The organism is Bradyrhizobium arachidis, from assembly GCF_024758505.1.
In the GTDB taxonomy this organism is placed as follows: Bacteria; Pseudomonadota; Alphaproteobacteria; order Rhizobiales; family Xanthobacteraceae; genus Bradyrhizobium; species Bradyrhizobium manausense_C.
The window spans coordinates 6,722,545-6,740,289 of record NZ_CP077970.1 but is presented as its reverse complement, the minus strand read 5'-3'; the positions used below and the strand labels follow the sequence as shown (position 1 = coordinate 6,740,289).

At 64.0% G+C, this 17,745-nt stretch carries 17 protein-coding genes; 4 read left to right on the top strand and 13 right to left on the bottom strand.

Annotated features, from left to right (window positions below; genetic code table 11):
* Positions 1–234: 234 nt before the first annotated feature.
* The 4 genes from KUF59_RS31090 to KUF59_RS31075 form a co-directional block, all read right to left on the bottom strand.
* Positions 235–864, bottom strand: a complete 630-nt coding sequence (locus KUF59_RS31090; RefSeq protein WP_212455996.1) for a ferric reductase-like transmembrane domain-containing protein — start codon at positions 862–864, stop codon at positions 235–237.
* A 20-nt stretch (positions 865–884) separates the two neighbouring features.
* Complete coding sequence (locus tag KUF59_RS31085) at positions 885–1,388, bottom strand: peptidase associated/transthyretin-like domain-containing protein (protein ID WP_212455995.1); 504 nt, start codon at positions 1,386–1,388, stop codon at positions 885–887.
* A gap of 174 nt (positions 1,389–1,562) precedes the next feature.
* Entirely contained in the window at positions 1,563–2,474 is a 912-nt protein-coding gene (locus tag KUF59_RS31080; RefSeq protein ID WP_249140000.1) for a helix-turn-helix domain-containing protein, read from the bottom strand.
* 105 nt (positions 2,475–2,579) lie between these two features.
* Positions 2,580–3,329, bottom strand: a complete 750-nt coding sequence (locus KUF59_RS31075) for an SDR family oxidoreductase (protein WP_212455994.1) — start codon at positions 3,327–3,329, stop codon at positions 2,580–2,582.
* Positions 3,330–3,469: 140 nt separating this feature from the next.
* Between KUF59_RS31075 and KUF59_RS31070 the strand changes: the two genes are divergently transcribed.
* The gene (locus tag KUF59_RS31070) at positions 3,470–5,047 is read left to right on the top strand and encodes a winged helix-turn-helix domain-containing tetratricopeptide repeat protein (protein WP_212456030.1); all 1,578 of its coding nucleotides are present in this window, start codon (positions 3,470–3,472) and stop codon (positions 5,045–5,047) included.
* Positions 5,048–5,256: 209 nt separating this feature from the next.
* Here KUF59_RS31070 and KUF59_RS44105 read toward each other — a convergent pair whose 3' ends face one another.
* The 6 genes from KUF59_RS44105 to KUF59_RS31045 form a co-directional block, all read right to left on the bottom strand.
* Positions 5,257–5,466, bottom strand: a complete 210-nt coding sequence (locus tag KUF59_RS44105) for an HGGxSTG domain-containing protein (RefSeq protein WP_283844232.1) — start codon at positions 5,464–5,466, stop codon at positions 5,257–5,259.
* A gap of 53 nt (positions 5,467–5,519) precedes the next feature.
* A complete protein-coding gene (locus KUF59_RS31065; protein WP_249139998.1) occupies positions 5,520–6,191 on the bottom strand; it encodes a hypothetical protein in 672 nt (223 codons plus the stop codon).
* 332 nt (positions 6,192–6,523) lie between these two features.
* A complete protein-coding gene (locus KUF59_RS31060; protein ID WP_212455993.1) occupies positions 6,524–9,064 on the bottom strand; it encodes a branched-chain amino acid ABC transporter ATP-binding protein/permease in 2,541 nt (846 codons plus the stop codon).
* The gene (locus KUF59_RS31055; RefSeq protein WP_212455992.1) at positions 9,061–9,936 is read right to left on the bottom strand and encodes a branched-chain amino acid ABC transporter permease; all 876 of its coding nucleotides are present in this window, start codon (positions 9,934–9,936) and stop codon (positions 9,061–9,063) included. Before KUF59_RS31055 ends, KUF59_RS31060 begins: the two co-directional genes overlap by 4 nt.
* Before the next feature lie 33 nt (positions 9,937–9,969).
* Positions 9,970–11,214, bottom strand: coding sequence for an ABC transporter substrate-binding protein (locus tag KUF59_RS31050; protein WP_258767306.1), 1,245 nt, complete (start codon positions 11,212–11,214; stop codon positions 9,970–9,972).
* 134 nt (positions 11,215–11,348) lie between these two features.
* Entirely contained in the window at positions 11,349–12,278 is a 930-nt protein-coding gene (locus KUF59_RS31045; RefSeq protein ID WP_212455990.1) for an IclR family transcriptional regulator, read from the bottom strand.
* A 228-nt stretch (positions 12,279–12,506) separates the two neighbouring features.
* Here KUF59_RS31045 and KUF59_RS31040 point away from each other — a divergent pair, with 228 nt between their 5' ends.
* From KUF59_RS31040 to KUF59_RS31030, 3 genes are read left to right on the top strand one after another with little or no spacing between them, the layout of a single operon-like run.
* Entirely contained in the window at positions 12,507–14,306 is a 1,800-nt protein-coding gene (locus KUF59_RS31040; RefSeq protein WP_212455989.1) for a thiamine pyrophosphate-binding protein, read from the top strand.
* A 45-nt stretch (positions 14,307–14,351) separates the two neighbouring features.
* Entirely contained in the window at positions 14,352–15,056 is a 705-nt protein-coding gene (locus KUF59_RS31035; RefSeq protein WP_212455988.1) for an SDR family oxidoreductase, read from the top strand.
* A gap of 23 nt (positions 15,057–15,079) precedes the next feature.
* Complete coding sequence (locus KUF59_RS31030) at positions 15,080–15,463, top strand: cupin domain-containing protein (protein WP_212455987.1); 384 nt, start codon at positions 15,080–15,082, stop codon at positions 15,461–15,463.
* Positions 15,464–15,476: 13 nt separating this feature from the next.
* Here the strand turns inward: KUF59_RS31030 and KUF59_RS31025 are convergent, their stop codons facing one another.
* From KUF59_RS31025 to KUF59_RS31015, 3 genes are all read right to left on the bottom strand, one after another.
* Positions 15,477–16,442 (bottom strand): lytic transglycosylase domain-containing protein, encoded by a 966-nt coding sequence (locus KUF59_RS31025; protein WP_212455986.1) that lies wholly within the window; start codon positions 16,440–16,442, stop codon positions 15,477–15,479.
* 207 nt (positions 16,443–16,649) lie between these two features.
* Entirely contained in the window at positions 16,650–17,177 is a 528-nt protein-coding gene (locus KUF59_RS31020; RefSeq protein WP_212455985.1) for a hypothetical protein, read from the bottom strand.
* Between the two features lie 247 nt (positions 17,178–17,424).
* Positions 17,425–17,700: a hypothetical protein gene (locus tag KUF59_RS31015; protein WP_212455984.1), complete on the bottom strand. Its 276-nt coding sequence runs from the start codon at positions 17,698–17,700 to the stop codon at positions 17,425–17,427.
* Positions 17,701–17,745 lie beyond the last annotated feature (45 nt).

Here is a 17,745-nt window from a genome sequence, read left to right as displayed (position 1 = left end):
CCGATCCGATCGAACGGCGGCCCAGCTCGGGCGGCCACCCGGGCTGGGCCATTCCTCACGGAACGGCTCAATATAAGCGATCGGGCTAATACAAGGATGGGTAGAGCTCTTGCGAAACCCATCAATTCATTGGCGACGACGATGGGTTTCGCAAAGGGCTCAACCCATCCTACGAGCCTTTGACCCAGGTCGGAACACGTTCCGAAGATCGTTATCGCGATCAGTTTCGCTCGGTTACTGTCGCGCGATGCTCTCTCCGCGCAACGTCCTTCGCTTTCTCCACACCTGCAGGTCAGCCATCACTTTTATGGCTGCCGCGAGGACAAGCGCGCAAAGCGCAACCTTCGAGACCGTCTCCATCGTCCCCTCGATCAGCAGGCAATGGACCACACTCCCTGCGACGATGACGATCGCGAGCGGCATGTGAACGAAGCGCCACGTTCGCGGTCGCAGTCCCAATCGCCGGCGGAGTGCGGCCAAAAGCGCAACAGTGAAGATGGCCCACATCGCGGTCACGCCAAAGGGAGAGAAGGGCGTCGGCGATGCGAAGAGAAGGGCGTCAATCATGTCGGGCGGACTGGTGACCCAAAGGCCGGCGACATGGATCACGACAGCCACGACCAGTGCGCCTCCGATCCAGTGATGCGCACGCCGTCCACGATAAGCCTGCAGTCCCGGCAAGTATCCGCCAATCAGCAGAGGCTGAACGAGCACGAGACCGAGGGCAATAATCCCTGCAAATCCGGCCAGGATGTAGACCGGGCCGCGCCATGCGAGCTGCGGGCTCATCGTGGCAGCGGCGATCGGCACGCCAATGGCAACTGCGAGGGCGGCCCAGATCAGGATCGTCCGGGCCGATCTCATTCCCTCAGGTCCCGATCCGATCAGGCCGGCTGAAGCACGAAGTGCGCCTCGAGGCTGGTCTCTTTCGCGCTTTTCATCACCGGCCGCAGGAATACGGTTTTGAACTCGCCACTGTCATAGGCGAGGTGACCGTGCGGCTGGCCGAAGATGGGAATGATCTGCGGCATCTCGAGCCGGAACTTGCCGTCCTTGTCAGTGAGCGTGGCGCCATGGCTCTGCGGCTCGTGCTCCTGTCCTTCGACTGTGTGCGCCCAGATCTGGATGCGCTGTCCGGCCAGTGGCGCCCCGTCGCCGGCGCGGCGCACGGTGCCGCTCATCCAGAAGCCGCCCTTGCCGATCCGCTCCACGGTCGGCGCACCCTTGCGGTAGTTGTTCGCCCCGCCCGACATCGACTCGGTCGGCGCAAGGCCGTCCGCGCGCGCGGGCAACAGGAACCCGGCAACCCCCGTCGTCAAAACGCCCGATGCGAGGGCGGAGCCGCCGACGGCAAGGAGGTTGCGGCGGTTGAAGAGGATGGTTGTCATCTCAATCCCTCCTGGGATGGGGCATTTGCTTGCGAGACTACAACAACAACAACAGGTGGGGAACGCCCAGTCGGGGGGAAGAGGTCGGCAGGCGGCAATGACAGTGTCGTGAACGGCGGGCCAGCCGCTGGACCGGCGCGAACCGGATGCGCTGCTGCTCCAGCGCTGTTGCTGCTACCGCGCGCGCCGGCGCCAATCGGTCGGGGTATCGCCGGTCAGCCGTTTGAATGCCGCGGCGAATGCGGTCTGGGAGGCGTAGCCAAGCGCGGCGGAGATCGTCACGACCGACGCGTCTGTGTCGCGCAGCATTTGCATCGCCTGCTCGAGCCGGTGCTGGCGCAGCCAGGCATGGGGCGAGAGCCCGGTGCTTTCCTTGAAAGCCCGGCAGAAGTGGAAGCGCGACAGGCCAGCATCCGCAGCGAGCGCCGCAAGCGAGACGTCAGCATCGCTGTCGGAGTGCAGGCGCTCGATGGCGCGCATCAGTACCTTCGGTGCCAGTCCACCGACAACCGGCTGGCCTGTGGCCGGCGCGCCGGCATGCGCGGCCAGCAGACGCGTCGCCAGAAGGTCAGTTAATTGCTGCCTGAACAGCGAATCCAGAGCCCCATTGCCTTCGAGGACATCCGCGGCGCTCAACAGCAAGCGGGACGTGATGGGATCGGGATGTGCCGTCCTCTCCAGGAGATCGATCGGTTTGGCGGTGTCGGCTTCGTCGGCCACGCGCACGAGCGTTCTGTGCGGAAGATAGAGCTGAACGACATCGACAGGTTTTGGAATATCCCATCTGGAGCTCGATCCCTCGGGAATGACGATCACGACCCCGGGACGAAACGTTCCCGTCGCAGCAAATCGTCCCGAGCGCCGCTCCATGCGTTGCACCGAGCCGTTATAGGCCATGATCACATGGTGGGTCATGGGCTCGACGACGTCGTGCAGTGGGTCGTGTTTCCAGTGTGCGATCCCGGCGCCGGATGAGTCCAGGGCCATGCGGAACGGCTCGGTCCCGAGCACGCGGGCCATTTCTGCGTCGGCGAGAGGCCGATCAGCCGCAGGTGGAGCGACCGGGCGCGACTTGGACGCGGCCATCGTCTCCTCTTGCGGAGGATCGTGCAAGACAGGTTTGGTCATGGACAAGGGCTTGTATGAGAGGCGGCATGACGGCCCGATGAGGGCCGCCAACAGCCGCGCGCGTTACTTGCGAAGCGCGGCGAGCCAATCCTCAAAGCGGATGGCGCCAAGCCGTGGACGGTCGCCCGGTGTGAGCGATCGATCGTCTAGCTCCGCTCCGAAATAGCGGGCGTGGATATCGGCAACGACCTTGCGCGGATCCTTGGTCGTGGCCAGGTATTTCCTGCCGAATTCGTCGAGGCTCAGTTGCTCCGGGCCGGCGAGCTCCGTCATCCCGTTGATGGGATCGGCAAGCGTCACGTCGGCGAGTGCGGCAGCGACATCGTCCGAGGCCACCGGCTGAAACAGGGCAGGCGACAGCCGGGCGATCTGTCCGTCGGTGGAGGTGTCGACGATGCCGCCGACGAATTCGAAGAATTGGGTGGCGCGCAGGATCGTGTAGGGAATTGTCGAACGCCGGATCAGATTCTCTTGCGCAAGCTTGGCGCGGAAGTAGCCGCACTCCGGAAGGCGGTCGGTCCCGACGATGGACAGCGCGACGTGGTGCCGCACTTTGGCGGCGGCCTCGGCCGCGAGGAGATTGCGGCTCGACGTTTCGAAGAACGCCAGGACCGCGCGGTCCTCGAAGGACGGTGAATTTGCGACGTCCACGACGACGTCCGCGCCCGAAAGCGCCTGATCGAGGCCTTCGCCGGTGATGGCGTTGACGCCCGTGCGGGGGGATGCCTGAAGGACATCGTGGCCCTTTTCACGGAGCAGAGCGGCAAGTTTCGTTCCGATCAGGCCGGTCCCGCCAATGATGACGATCTTCATGATGATTCTCCTCGCTTTTCCCGGCCAACGCTGGCCTTGTTGATGAAGCGAGGATGCGCGCATGCGGACGGGAAAGCCTTGCAGCCGGCCTGAATCGGCCCTTAATTTTCCTTGGATTTTCGTCCAAGCGGAGCGTGGACGTGCGTTTCTTATTTGAAAATTATTGCCTGGACGCTGAGCGGCGGGAGCTCTCCTGCGGTTCACAGCTCGTCGCGATCGGGCCCAAAGTCTTCGATCTGCTGCTTTATCTGGTTCGCAACAGGGATCAGGTGGTGACGCGTGACGATTTGCTGGCGGCCGTCTGGGGCGGCCGGATTGTCTCCGAATCGACGCTGACCAGCCACGTCAACGCGGTGCGCAAGGCGATCGGGGATACCGGCAAGGAGCAGCGCTTGATCCGGACGGTTTCGCGCAAAGGCATGCGCTTTGTCGGAGAGGTCCGGGAGGACGAGCCGCCCGCCCGCGCGGCGGCTGCACAGTCGAACATTGCGATCGAAGAGCCCGGGCCGATCCTGTCGCTGCCGGATTCTCCCTCGATTGCGGTGCTTCCGTTTCGAAACCTCGGCGGCGACGCTGAGCAGGACTATTTTTCTGACGGCGTTGTGGAAGACATCATCACCGCGCTGTCGCGCATCCGCTGGCTGTTCGTGATCGCCCGCAATTCGAGCTTCACCTACAAGGGCCGGACTGTTGACGAGAAGCAGGTCGGGCGCGAGCTCGGCGTGCGCTACGTCGTCGAAGGCAGCGTGCGCAAATCCGAAAGCCGGGTGCGCATCACGGGACAGCTCGTGGACGCCGCAACGGGTACCCATCTCTGGGCCGAGCGATTCGAAGGAACGCTCGACGACATCTTCGAGCTGCAGGATCAGATCGCAACCAGCATTGTCGGCGCGATCGCCTCCCAGCTCGAACGCGCGGAGATCGAGCGCGCGCGGCGGAAGCCGACCGGCAATCTGAGCGCCTACGATCACTATCTGCGCGCCATGCCACATTTGCATCGTGGAACGCGGGAAGCGATCGACGAGGCGTTGCCACTGTTTCACAAGGCCATCGCGCTTGATCCCGAGTTTGCCTCGGCCCATGCCATGGCGGCCTGGTGTCATTGCTGGCGCAAGATCAACGGATGGATGACCGATCAGTCGGCGGAGTTCGCCGACGGCATCCGCTTGGCCCGTCTGGCGGTGGAGTTGGGCAAGGATGATGCCGTCGCGCTGACGCGGGCCGGACATACGCTGGCCCATCTTGCCGACGATTTGGACGGCGCCGTCGCACTGCTCGACAAGGCACTGTTGCTCAACCCGAACCTGGCCGCGGCCTGGTTTCTGGGAGGTTTTCTCAGGGCCGAGCGCGGCGATCCCGACGCCGCAATCGAGTTCTTTACCCGAGCAATGCGCTTCAGCCCGCTGGATCCAGAGATGTATCGGATGCAGGCCGGCATGGCCATGTCGCACATGTTTGCCGGACGTTTCGACCTGGCCTTGTCCTGGGCCGAACAATCTTTCCGGCAGTTACCGAGCTTCGTGTTCGTCGTGCTCGTCATCGCCGCATGTCATGCGCTGGCCGGCCGAATGGAGCAGGCGAGGGATGCAGCGGATCATGTGCGCAAGCTTGATCCAGCGTTTCGTATTTCCAAGCTTGGGGGTTGGATACCGATCCGGCGGCCGGAGCATCGCGCCAGTCTCACAAACGGCTTGCGGCTGGCGGGCTTACCCGAGTGAGGGGCACGTCGGTGCGCCCTCGAGGCACGTGTTGCCGTCCGAATCGCGCATGAACTGATTTTCCGGAGGCGAGACAGACAAGGTGCTCGCTGCTTGCGAGAGGCCGCCAATTGCGGCCATTAGATGTTCGCACGCGTATTTCATCGCCTGCTGTCCGCCGTCGAAGGTTGAGCGGACGCCTTGTTCGACAATCGGACCAGCTCTCCAGATCACTTCAACTCCCGCAGCAACCTCCGCGCCTCTCCCAGCAAGTCCCGGATCTGCCTTTGCTCCGCGCGGCCGCGCTTCGTGAACAGCCCGTGCTTCCTTGCATTCCGGTTTCCCTTCGGCGCTCCCGATCCCTCGGCGCCGCCGTGCATCCGGCAGCGCGTCTTGCCGTGCGTGGCCGGTGCGCAGCACGCGCCGCCGCTACGGGTCATGGCACCGCAGCGCGGGCTCGCCCGCATTGGGCCGGTGTTGCGCGTATGCGTGCTCATGCATGGTCGTCTCGACCTGCGTGCGCTGCTTCGTGCTCCCGGTCGCGGGCAACGGACATCGGGATATGTCCTGCATCCGTCAGCGCGGCGCGCGCGCTCGTCTCCGCAACGATCACGCGCGCATGCTGCGTGACATTGCCGACGATGGCCTTGCCGCCGTCCTGCACCGACAGGTTTTGCACGGTGATGGCGGGCTCGCCGTTGTTCCTGTAACGCGTGAGCGCCTCGACCTGGGCCGGGAACGTGCGGACCAGCCGGCTCAAGGCGCGCGCGGCGCTGTCTTGCGGCGCGATCTCGTCGGCGCCTGCGAGGCGATAGGCGCTTCGCATCGCCGTGACGTGCACGCAGACCATCTGCGCCACCAGCATGGCCTCGATGGCATCCCTCGGTTGGATGCTCTTCACCATCGAAATCATCATGGCGAGGTCGGTCTTGTCGGGCTTTCGCCCTTTGACGCTGGCCTTGACCAACTGCGTGAGGATGCCATGCATCGCTTCGCGGTCAGGGACCCCGAGCGCCTCCATCATCAGCCGCTCGCCGGCCTCCGCATCCGGATGGTCGATCGCAAATCCGCGCGACGAAAATCTGATCTGCGGGACCTCACTTGCCGTGGTTCGATCGGGCAGGGTCGTCGCAGCCGCGGCGTTGAGGACGGAAGCTGTGGTCATGTCGGTGTCCTTTCCATGTGTTTTGTCCTTGGGGTTTGGCCGTGCAGGCGCGAGGCGGCGATCGCCAGGGCACAACCACCCAAGGCGAACCGCGTGCTGCAGCGAACCGGCGTAACGTCAACTATCGATGTGGATTTTCGCGTGCGATCGCATCAAGCGATCACCGTGACGCGGGAAGCGCCATACGGATCGTGCGATGCTGGCAGAATGCACCCGATTTGCCCGACGTGTCAAGTGGAATTCGCAAAATCCGCAAAACTTTGCGCGCCGCCTCATTGGCTACTGTGCATGGGGTTGTTTCGATGCTTTGGCCGGAGAGCCCGCGGCCGTCGCTACAGCCAGAGGATCTGCTTGCGGTAGTTGAGGTCGGTGAGCAGCGGCGCGGCTGGGCCCTGGTGGAACACCGCGCCGCGCTCCAGCGCGAAGACGCGGTCGGCAAGCGCGAGCACGAGGTCGAGATTGTGCTCGACGATCACGATCGACATGTGCCGCCGGAGCTGGTCGAACACTTTGAACAGCTCGAGCGTCACGGCCGGCGCGAGGCCCTCAAACGGCTCGTCGAGCAGCAGCAGGCGGACATTGCCCGACATCGCACGCGCGACCGCAACCATCTGCTGCTCGCCGCCGGAGAGATAATCGGCCGCGACGTTCATGCGCTCCTTCAGCCGCGGAAAGGTGTTGAGGATGCGCTCCTCGTCCCAGACCACGCCGTCGCTGCCGTCGGTCTTGCGGGCGAGCCGGCCGAGCGCGAGGTTCTCCCGCACCGTCATGCCCGCGAACAGGCCGCGGCCCTGCGGCACATAGCCGATGCCGCGGCGCGCGATATCCGGCGCTGCGAGCTGCGCGATGTTCGTGCCGCGATAGTCGATCTGGCCCGATTGCGCAGGCACCAGGCCGGCAATCGTCTTGAGGAGCGTCGACTTGCCGGCGCCGTTGCGGCCGAGCAGCGCGACGATCTCGCCGTCGCGGACGTCGAGCGAGGCGTCGTTGAGGATGTGGCTTTTGCCGTAGAAGGTGTTGACGTGCTCGAAGCGCAAGACCTCGGCAGCCGTCGCCGCCTGCTCCGCGCTGCGCTGATGCTCGACAGCGGGGATGCCCTTGCCGGTATAGATCTCCTGCACGCGGATGTCTGATCGCACCGCCTTCGGGCAGTCCGACATCAGCACCTCGCCCTGGTTCATCACGGTGACGGTTTGCGAGAAGCCGAGCACGCGGTCGATGTCGTGCTCGACGATCAGTACCGGAATATTGGCCGCGATGTTCTTGACGAGGTTGGAGACGCGCTCGCGCTCGGCAGCAGCCAGCCCCGCGAGCGGTTCGTCGAGCAGCAACACCTGCGGTTTCGAGCCGAGCGCAATGCCGAGATCGACCAGCCGCTGCCCGCCATAGGACAGCTCGCCGCCCTCGATCTCCTCGATGCCTTCGAGGCCAAGGAATTTGACCAGTTCGGCGGTCTCGGCGTGGATCTCGCTATAGGCGTCGATATCGTTCCAGATGTTGAAGCGCATCGCCCGGCGCGCCTGCAGCGACAGCCGCAAATTCTCGTAGATGGTAAGCCCGCGAAACAGGTTGGTGATCTGGAACGAGCGCGCCAGCCCCTGGTGGCAGATCAGGTCCGACGGCACGCCCGCAATGCTCTTGCCGTTGAGGCGGATCGTGCCCTGGTCGGGCGGGTAGAGGCCGGAGACGAGGTTGAACAGCGTGGTCTTGCCGGCGCCGTTCGGCCCGATCAGCGCGTGGATCTCGCCTGCACCGACCGTGATGCTCGCATCGTGCACGGCGCGGATGCCGCCGAACTTTTTTGAGACGCCGCTGACCTCGAGCACGGTGCCCGTCAGCGCCTTCGGCCGCAGGAAGGCAGGCAACGGCAGGCCCTCATAGATCTTGCGCCGGCTCATGGCCGCCGTTTCTTCCGGCGCAGGGCGGAAGCGGCGCATGACCAGCGCGCCGATGCCGACGAGCCCATTTGGCGAGTACATCACGAAGGCAACAAAGGTGATTCCGAACCAGAACAGCCAGTTCGACGTCCAGATCGAGAACAGCTCGCGGAACAGGATGAAGAACAGCGCCCCCAGCGCGGGCCCCAGCATGCTGCGCATGCCGCCGATCACGACCATCGCGAGCAGCTCGCCGGCGAACGGCACCGAGACGGCCTCGGCCGAGACCAGATAGTTGAGGAAGCCGATCAGCGCGCCGGCGATCCCGGTCACGACCGCCGAGATCACGAACACCGCGAGCTTGTAGCGCTCGACCGGATAGCCCTGAAACGTCGCGCGGAGCTGGTTCTCGCGGATCGCGACCAGCACATGGCCGAACGGCGCGCGCACCAGCCGCAGCAGCACATAGAGCACGGCGAGCGCGATCACCGCGACGACGACGTAGTAGGCGAGCGCATTGTCCAGATCGAACGGTCCGACATGGCCGCGCTTCAACCCGCCGAGGCCGTCTTCGCCGCCGGTCAGGCTCGTCCAGCGGAACGCGGTGGTGTAGACGAGCGCGGCCAGCGCCAGCGTCAGCAGCGAAAAATAGACGCCGCGACGGCGCAGGATCAGCATGCCGATCACGGTCGAGCTCGCCGCGACCACGACGGTCGAGAGCAGCAGCGGCAGCCAGATTTGGCCCGGAAAATAGCGGAGCTGGATCAAGCCCGCCGCATAGGCGCCGACGCCGAACCAGGTGCTGTGGCCGAAGGAGACGAGGCCGGTATAGCCAATGCAGAGATTGAGCCCCATGGTTGCGATCGCAAGCCCGACCACCCAGGTCCCGGTGTTCAAGGACAAGCCGAGCGCGCGCAGCACGAAGGGCAGGGCGATCACCGCTGCCGCCGCGATCAGCAGCGGCTTGAGCTTGTCGATAGCGGAGGCGCGTTTCATTCAAATTTCTCGATGCGTTCGCCGAGCAGGCCGCGCGGGCGCACCAGCAGCACCAGAAACATCAAAATGTAGATCGAGGCTTCGCCGGCCGCCGGCTCGAAATGGATGGCAATGCCTCTGATGACGCCGACGAGGAGCGCGGCGATGATCACGCCCCAAAAGCTGCCGAGCCCGCCGATCACGACGACGACGAAGGCGACCGTCATGATGTCGGCGCCCATCGCGGGGTGCACCGTCGTGATCGGTGCGAAGAACGCGCCGCCGAGCGCGGCCATGCCGACACCGAGCATCACGATCGCGGTCATGTAGGGCTGCAGGCGGATGCCGAGTGCTGCGACCATGTCGGGCCGCTGGATGCCGGCGCGCACCACGCGTCCGAATGAGGTCTTGTGCAGCAGCAGCCAGACCCCGACCAGCACGGCGGCGACGACCGCCAGGATCAGCAGGCGATAGCGCGAGAACAGGAAATCGCCGACGAAGATCGAGCCGCGCAAACTTTGCGGGATCTCGGCCGACACCGGCGCCGCGCCCCAGATCATGCGGATCGCTTGTTCTGCGACCATTGCCAGCCCGAAAGTGACGAGCAGGCTCAAAATCGGATCGGCGGTGTAGAAGCGGCGCAGGATGAAGCGCTCAAAGAGGATGCCGAGCAGGGCGACCGCGATCGGCGAGACGATGACCGCAGCACCAAAGCCCGTATAGCGGACGATCTCGACGAAGACATAGGCCCCGAGCGCGTAGAAGGCGCCATGCGCGAGGTTGACGATGCCGCCGACCGAGAAGATCAGCGACAGCCCGAGCGCGATGAGGAGGTAATAGCCGCCGAGCACGAGGCCATTCACCACCTGTTCCAGCAAGAACGCGAATTGCATCTGGGGTCCGTTACCCGCGCGAAAGGCGCGGCTTCAGGCCTTCATCTCGCAGGGGTTCTGTTCCCTCGTCGGATAGATCGACTCCAGCGGTTCGTTCGGAACGGGCACGGCGTCACCGAGCACCAGCATGTCCCATTGGTCCTTCATCTGGTCTTTTGGCTTCACTGTGAAGGGATAGGCCTCCTGCACGAGCTGGTGATCCCAGGAGCGGAAATAGGCCTTTCGCGCCTTGCCAATGTCGAACTGCGCCTGCTTCTCGAAATAGCCGATCAGCTCGCCGCTGTCGGTCGATTTCGTCGTGTTGATCGCTTCGGCCAAGAGTTTCAGCGTGACGTAGTCGATCCAGGCGTGGTTCTCCGGCGGCTTTCCGTATTTTTTGGTGAAGGCGGCGACGAACGCTTTCGAGGCCGGATTGTCCAACGTGTGATACCAGACCGTCGGCCAGGTGCCGCTGAGATTGCCGGCACCCGCCGCCCAGGCGTCGCCGGTGTTGAGGTTGAAGCCGACCAGCGGATAGGGGAAGCCGAACTCCGCATACTGCTTGACGAGGTTGGTGACCTGGTTGCCGGCGAGGTTGCAGCACACGACATCGGGTTTCGCCTGCCGCACTTTGAGCAGATACGGGCTGAAATCGGTCACGTCAGTCGCGATCAACTCATCGCCGATCAGCGTCGCATCATGCGTGCCGAAGAAGGCTTTTGCGGCCTTCAGGAGGTCATGACCGAAGATGTAGTCGGCAGTCAGCGTGAAGAATTTTTTGCCCTTCACCATGCCCTTCTGCGACAGCGCCGTGCCGACCGCGTTGACCATCACCGTGTTCGGGATGTCGCAGTGGAACGAGTATTTGTTGCAATTCTTGCCGCGCAGCGCGTCGGAGCGTGCGCCGGTCGAGAAGAACACCTTCTTGTTGCGCTCGGCGACCTGCATGATGGTCAGCGAGGACGCCGACGAGATCTCGCCGAGCAGCACGACCGCGCCATCCTGCTCGATCATGCGCTGCGCCTTGGTCGCGGCGGTCGCCGGGTTGATCGAGTCTTCCGACAACAGGTCGATCTGCTTGCCCATGATGCCGCCGGCCGCATTGATCTCCTCCGCGGCAAGCTTCACCCCAAGCTGCGCGTAAGAGCCGATCACGCCGAGAAATCCGGTGAGCGGCGTCAGATGCCCGATCCGGATCTTCTCCGCCTGTGCGCTGACGATCGCGGGAAATCCGAGCGCTGAAGCGCCGGCGAAAGCCGCGCCCCCCTTCAACAAAGTTCGTCGGCTGGTGCGGGTCATCTAGTGTTTCCTCCCGGGTGCATCGTGGTCTCTCTTCAATATGCGATATTGTGAGAGGCACTTTTCTAATGCTGGAGGATAATCCCGAACGCCATTGCCGGTGTCAACCGGCAAAATCGCCGCTTGCGTGCGGCTCAGACCTTTTTCGCAACTGCCTTGGAGGCGACGGGCTTGGCGCCGAATTCGGCGGAGAGGCGGTTTGCCGCGGCCTGCACGACCTGCGCGCTTGCATGCAGTGCCTGGTTCGACAGCCGCCAGATCGGGCCGGAAATGCCGAGCGCGCCGATCACCTTGCCGGTGAAATCGGTGACGGGCACCGCGACGCAGCGGACTTCGGGATTGAACTCGCCATCGTCGAAGGCTACGCCGGTGCGTTGCACCTCGGCGATCTCGCGCGTCAACACGCCGGCATCGGTGATGGATTTTGGCGTCGACGGCTTTAGCTCGGCGCGATCGATGAAGCGCTTGAGTTGTTCGGGGCGAAGCGAAGCCAGGATGATCTTGCCCAGCGCTGTGCAATGGGCGGGACGCACCACGCCGACGCGGTCGGTCAGTTGAAACGCACCGGGTCCGCTGGTGCGCGCGATGACGACGACGGCATCGCCCATGCGCACCGCAAAATGGCCGCTTTCGCCGGTCTCGCGCGAGAGATCCTCGAGCACAGGGGTCGCGACATTCACCATCTCGATCTCGTCGAGCGCGCTGGCCGCAAGTGCAAACAGTGGCCGGCCGACGCGGTAGCGCTTGTTGTCTTTCTCCTGGCGGAGATAGCCGAGTGACACCAGCGTCTTCGCGAGGTGAAAGGTCGTCGAATTATGCAGGCCGACGAGCTTGCTGAGTTCGGCAAGACCGATGCCCTCGCGATGCCGCGCCACCTCTTCGAGAATGGAGAAAGCACGGCCGAGCGACTGGACGCCGCCGCCGCGCTGCCGATCCTCGGGGTCATCGTCCTGACCGGCTTGCGGGACAAGTTCGGCGATCGCGGCTTTGCGTGCGGCCGCCGGCTTCTCTCCGGTCTTCTCACTCGGCTTGTCGCTTGTCTTGGTCTTGGTGCGCGATCTCAAGGAAAAGGCCCCCTGTGGCGAATCCGCGTGGCGTGAGCTGTTGAACGTATCATGCGCAGGGCGCGCCGCAGGAGTCGCTCTTTGCGCAAAGTCTTCGAGATAGCGTATCACAATATAAATTGACGTACAGCATTATGAGAAATAGGGTGCCCGCGGCTCAATTGGCGACCTGCCGCGCTCTTTCGCATCGGCGCATAAGAAGTCGCCGGGCCGCAGGGAGACGAGTTGATGTCGCGAAACATGCTCAATGGCGCGCAGGTCATTGTCGACTATCTGATCCAGGAGAAGGTGCCGCAGGTGTTCGGCCTGTGCGGCCACGGCAATATCCAGCTCATCGACGCGCTGTACGAGCGTTCGTCCGATATCAAGACCATCTCCGTGCACCATGAGAGCGTCGCCGGCTTCATGGCCGACGTCTACTATCGCGTCTCCGGCCGGCCGACCGCGACCTTCACATCCTGCGGTCCGGGCTCGGCGAACCTGCCGATCTCGCTCGCCAACGCCTATCTCGATTCCGTGCCGTTCATGGCGATCACTGGCAACGTGCCGACCAGCCAGTTCAATCGCGGCGCGTTCCAGGAGATGTACCGGCACTACCAGGCCGACTTCCCCTCGACCGTGCGCTCGATCTGCAAAAAAGTGTTTCAGCCGACGCGCGGCGAGATGGTGCCGCTCGCGGTGCGGCAAGCCTGGAAGACCATGATCACGGGACGGCCCGGGCCGGTCGTAGTCGACGTGCCCTTCGACGTCTTCATGGAACCGGCCGCGGAGGAAGCGCCGAAGGCGATCGAATGGAATGCGAACATTTCCAGCCGCTGCGGCGCCGATCCCGAAGGCGTCGTGAAGGCGGTCGACATGCTGCTCGCGGCCGAGCGACCGGTGATGCTGGTCGGGCAGGGCGTGCGTTACGGCGGCGCGGCCGAAGAGTTGCGGCGGCTCGCCGAGCGGCTGCAGATCCCGGTTGCGGCATCGGCCTCCGGCCTCGGCGCGCTCGACGTCAACCATCCGCTCGCGCTCGGGCTTGTCGCGCGCGCCGGACACTATCAGGCCAACCACGCGACACGGCAGGCCGATGTGCTGCTCGCGCTCGGCGTGCGCTTCGACGATCGCACCTCGAGCTCGTGGATTCCCGGCTATTCCTTCACTATCCCGCCGACGAGACTGATCCACGTCGATATCGATCCCGAGGAAATCGGCCGCAACTATCCGGTCGCGCTCGGCCTGATGGCCGATGTCCGCACCTTCCTGCGCCAGGTTCATGCCGAACTCGATCGCCGCGACAGCCTCGGCAAGAAGGAAGACGCGCGCAAGAAGTGGCTGGCGCAGATCGATGGTTACCGCAAGGAGTGGGACAAGTTCGTCGCACCAGGCTTTTCCGACGACTCCACGCCGATCAATCCGCAGCGCGCCGCCGTCGAGATCGACAAGGCGCTGCCGGAGGACACCATCCTCGTCTCCGACATCGGCGTGCACCACAACTGGCTGCTCGGCTTCTGCAAGCCGAAGCGGCCGGACTCGCTGATCGGCTCGATGGGCTTTGGTCCGATGGGCTTTGGCGTCGCCGGCGTGATGGGCGCGAAATTCGCAGCGCCCGATCGTCCCTGCGTGTCGGTGTGCGGTGATGGCGCGTTCTTCATGCACGCCAACGTGCTGGGCACCGCGGTCGAATACAATCTGCCTGTGGTCTGGGTGGTCTGGAACAACTACGCCTATGCGTCGATCCGCGGCCTGCAGCGCGGCTATCTCGGCGGGCGCGAACTTGCGACCGATTTCAAGCACCCGGAGACAGGCGAGCGGTACAATCCGGATTTCGCGGCGATGGCGCGCTCCTGCGGCGTCGAGGGCGTGCGGGTCGATCGCGCCGGCGACATCGGCGAGGCGATTCGGAAGGGTATCGCCGCCAACAAGCCGTATCTGATCGACGTCGACATTGCCGCTGATGTCAATCCCGCCGGTGCCGGCGTGTGGGAATTGCCGGGCCTCGGCCAGAGCAAGGCCAGCATCGGCACGCGCTTTCAACCGGGCTGAGACTGGCTCGCCCAAATCAACGGATATGAGCTCGGGGAATACAAGATGATGCTTGCTGGCAAGAAAGTCGTCGTGGTCGGAGGCTCATCCGGCATTGGCCTTGCAACGGCTGAACTCGCGAAGAAGCAGGGCGCCGACGTGATCATCGCCTCGCGCAACGCGGCGAAGCTCGATGCGGTGGCTGAGCGGCTGAACGTGATCGCGATTCCGGCCGACGTCACCAGCGATCAGAGCGTTGCGGACCTGTTTCGCCGCATCGGACCAGTCGATCACGTCGTGCTGACCGCGGCCCAGCTCAAGACGGGACCGTTCAAGACGGTGGCGATGGATGACGTGCGGGCGACAATGGAAGGGAAATTCTGGGGCGCCTGGCGCGTAGCGCGCGAGGCCGATATCCGCCCGGGCGGCTCGCTGACGCTGGTCACGGGTTTTCTCAGCGTGCGACCGCGGCCGAACTCGGCCATCATCAGCGCGGCGAACGGCGCGCTGGAGTCGCTTGCGCGCGCGCTGGCACTCGATCTGGCGCCGGTACGCGTCAACGCCGTGTCGCCCGGCGTGATCGATACCCCGATCCGCGCCGCAATGCCGGAGGCGGCACGACGCGAGATGCTGGACAGGATCGCGGCCTCGTTGCCGGTCCGGCGCGTCGGCGCGGGTGAGGATATCGCACAGCAAATCGTGAGTTTCATGGCCAATGGATTTGCGACGGGATCGATCGCCTATATCGACGGCGGCGCGCTCGTGAACTGATGCAAACGCAACGGAGCTCGATCATGGCTCAAGAAAGCAACGGCGCCTTCATCCGCAACATCGCCGAAGTGCCCTGGCGCGAATTTCCCAACCACTTTGGCGGGGCGCTTTCGAAGCCGCTGGTGATGCCGGAGAACTCCGGCTCACGGCACATCGACTATCGCATCTCGATGTACCAGCCGATGGCCTATGTCGCGCGCCACCATCACAAGGTGCAGGAGCAGGTTTATCACGTGCTCGAAGGTGAGGGGCTGATGGAGATCGCGGGGAAGAACCATGTCGTGCGCAAGCACGACGTGATCTTCCTGCCGCCCGGCGTCGAGCATGCGATCTCGAATTCCGGGCTCGTCGATCTCGTCTTCCTCGTCGTGACATCGCCGGTGACGGACGACGAGAAGCCAGTGTGAGGATCGCGTCGCGTTAACCGGACGAGCGCGCGCGCGAGGCAAGATGGATGGGGCGGCTCTTCGCGCCCTTTCCGGCGGCGCGAGCCGCGATCATGCTGCGCGCCTTGCCCTTCTTCAGCAACAGCACGAGCCGCTTGCGTGCGCGGTTGGCCGTCAACCGTGTCGCCAGTTGCATGGCCTCGGCCTTGCGGATGATCGCCGTCATGGACGGTGTGATGAACGCCCGGACGAACGTCACGTCCCGCGTTTTGGAGAGGCCGCCGACGCCCTCGCACGGGGCTTCGCGGGGCAGGTCGACGCGAATCGCGAGGGTGTCGGACTCCACGGTCCAGTCTTCGGCCTTGGTGCCCGTGATGATCCGCACATAGTCGCGCGTTTCGCGCGGCAACTCGCTTTGCCTCGCCAGCCATTTCTGGATGCGGCCGCTCCCGGCGTTGTAGGCGGCCGCGGCAAGGCCGAGATTGCCGAAATCGTCGCGCAGCTTGCTCAGCAATTTTGCGGACGCCGGTAATGCCTTCATGGGGTCGAAGGGATCGTCGAGCCCGACTTCCGCGGCGGTCTCCGGCATGAATTGCGCGACGCCCTGTGCACCGGCGTGGCTGACTTCGTCGGAGCGGAAGCGGCTCTCCTGCCACAGCAGGCGCGCAAAGAACGGCACGGGGATTCCGCTTGTCTCGGCGGCTTCGCGCAAGGCGTGGCAGAACGTCTCCTGGGCAGATACCTGTGCAGGCTCAGCCTCGGGTTCTGTCGCTTGCGAAACGTCATCGCGCTGTTCGTCCTGCGATGATGCGCTGGGCTCCTCGCTAGCCTCCGCGCTTTCGAAGCGCGCCATGTCCTTCAAGGAAATGGCGTTCAGAAAGGCTTGCGATATAGGGCTGTGGGAGAGTTGGGATGAGGTGATCGAGACCTGATCGGACGGGCCGTCGAGATCGAGCATCAGAACAAGAAACGCGGCAAGCGCCGCGACGACAAATCGCATTTTCCGGGCAGGCCTTAACTGTTGGTAAACAGTCGGCTAATGCACCTGTGATGGAGACTTTTTAGTGAGTCGATTGCGGCGAAGCTGCGATCTTTGCTGTTCCCTCATGGAACGGCAGATGATTCCTGCGAATAGCCCCGCACTACTACGGATTCAGTTGCGAGGCGTTCGCGAGCCCGACAGTCTTTCGGGGATATCGGCGCAAGCTCAAGCACCTCGCGTATCGCTTCTTGCTTGTGCGACTTTCGTTGCCTGCGACACGCGTCCGATTCTTGCGCCGGTGACGATCTTTCTTCGGCGCATGCTCGGGCGCGGCACCATGCCTTCGTTGCCGGCAGATCCCGCAGACGGGTAGGGAATGAAGTTCGCGGCTCGACGCAAAGCGAGAGCCTTTCGCGCCGCGTCTACATGGGCGGTGCGGGTTTCCAGATTGTGAAGACGCCGGAGTTCCCGGTTGACCCGCTTCAGTGCTGCGGCAAAGACCTGCTTGCGCTGCGACGGTCGTTCAGCGGTTCCAGGGAAGCTCGCGCCGCGCGCTTCGCGCTTTCCGCGCGTCTCGCGCCGCTTCTGCCGGCCGAGTGTTTGCTCCTTGTCGCGCATCTTGCGCAGGCGTGATTGCATGTCCGCAAGCTTGGTGGGCTCGACATCATAGATTGCGGGATGATGCGTGAGGGAGATCGTCTCGTATTCGTCGTGGCTAAGGAGGCTGCGTTCGAACTTGCTCGGGATCGACATATTTCGTCCTCCGTTGAAGCGGTCGCATGACCGGCAGCTGGAGGAAGCTCTTCGCAATGGGCAGCTCAGTGACGGGTCAACGCTCTGCATCTGAGCGCGAACTGCGATGCCTCCCTGCCGGAGAGGCTACTGCTACGGGCCACGATTGGCAACCGGAGGTCTACATACCCCGTGATCGCTCCCAAAGATCATGGCGACGTCATGGTCTTTGGCAGCGCGAAGCGCCTGGGAAGCGACAGGCGTGCAATCAGTCCTTCGGAAAATCCCTACGCATCGCGATCTCGGCGGCATCGCCCGGTGAGAGCACGCCTTCCTCGAACGCGGCCTGCGGCCTAGTCATGATGTCATAAAGCGAGATGCCCTTGATGGGCTTTGCAAGGAGCTCGCGGACGCAATCGGCGAGCGTGCCGTTGTAGACCATATAGGGCGGGCCGCGATCCCTAAGCCGCTCGCCTTTGAGCGAGGGCCACTTCTTCAGTTCGGCCGGCGCGTCATACGCGATCGGCGTGCCTTCCCTAAACATGACTTTGGCCCCGGTGGCTTGATCGGCTCCAATCTAGAGCCGCCG

Excerpts from the sequence above, each read along its gene's own strand:
- KUF59_RS31020 (WP_212455985.1), bottom strand. The coding sequence starts at position 17,177 with ATGTCGATCCCGAGCAAGTTCGAACGCAGCCTCCTTAGCCACGACGAA.
- KUF59_RS31065 (WP_249139998.1), bottom strand. The coding sequence starts at position 6,191 with ATGACCACAGCTTCCGTCCTCAACGCCGCGGCTGCGACGACCCTGCCC.
- KUF59_RS31035 (WP_212455988.1), top strand. The coding sequence starts at position 14,352 with ATGATGCTTGCTGGCAAGAAAGTCGTCGTGGTCGGAGGCTCATCCGGC.
- KUF59_RS31080 (WP_249140000.1), bottom strand. The coding sequence starts at position 2,474 with ATGGCCGCGTCCAAGTCGCGCCCGGTCGCTCCACCTGCGGCTGATCGG.
- KUF59_RS31075 (WP_212455994.1), bottom strand. The coding sequence starts at position 3,329 with ATGAAGATCGTCATCATTGGCGGGACCGGCCTGATCGGAACGAAACTT.
- KUF59_RS31085 (WP_212455995.1), bottom strand. The coding sequence starts at position 1,388 with ATGACAACCATCCTCTTCAACCGCCGCAACCTCCTTGCCGTCGGCGGC.
- KUF59_RS31015 (WP_212455984.1), bottom strand. The coding sequence starts at position 17,700 with ATGTTTAGGGAAGGCACGCCGATCGCGTATGACGCGCCGGCCGAACTG.
- KUF59_RS31050 (WP_258767306.1), bottom strand. The coding sequence starts at position 11,214 with ATGACCCGCACCAGCCGACGAACTTTGTTGAAGGGGGGCGCGGCTTTC.
- KUF59_RS31030 (WP_212455987.1), top strand. The coding sequence starts at position 15,080 with ATGGCTCAAGAAAGCAACGGCGCCTTCATCCGCAACATCGCCGAAGTG.
- KUF59_RS44105 (WP_283844232.1), bottom strand. The coding sequence starts at position 5,466 with ATGACCCGTAGCGGCGGCGCGTGCTGCGCACCGGCCACGCACGGCAAG.
- KUF59_RS31025 (WP_212455986.1), bottom strand. The coding sequence starts at position 16,442 with ATGCGATTTGTCGTCGCGGCGCTTGCCGCGTTTCTTGTTCTGATGCTC.
- KUF59_RS31060 (WP_212455993.1), bottom strand. The coding sequence starts at position 9,064 with ATGAAACGCGCCTCCGCTATCGACAAGCTCAAGCCGCTGCTGATCGCG.
- KUF59_RS31040 (WP_212455989.1), top strand. The coding sequence starts at position 12,507 with ATGTCGCGAAACATGCTCAATGGCGCGCAGGTCATTGTCGACTATCTG.
- KUF59_RS31090 (WP_212455996.1), bottom strand. The coding sequence starts at position 864 with ATGAGATCGGCCCGGACGATCCTGATCTGGGCCGCCCTCGCAGTTGCC.
- KUF59_RS31055 (WP_212455992.1), bottom strand. The coding sequence starts at position 9,936 with ATGCAATTCGCGTTCTTGCTGGAACAGGTGGTGAATGGCCTCGTGCTC.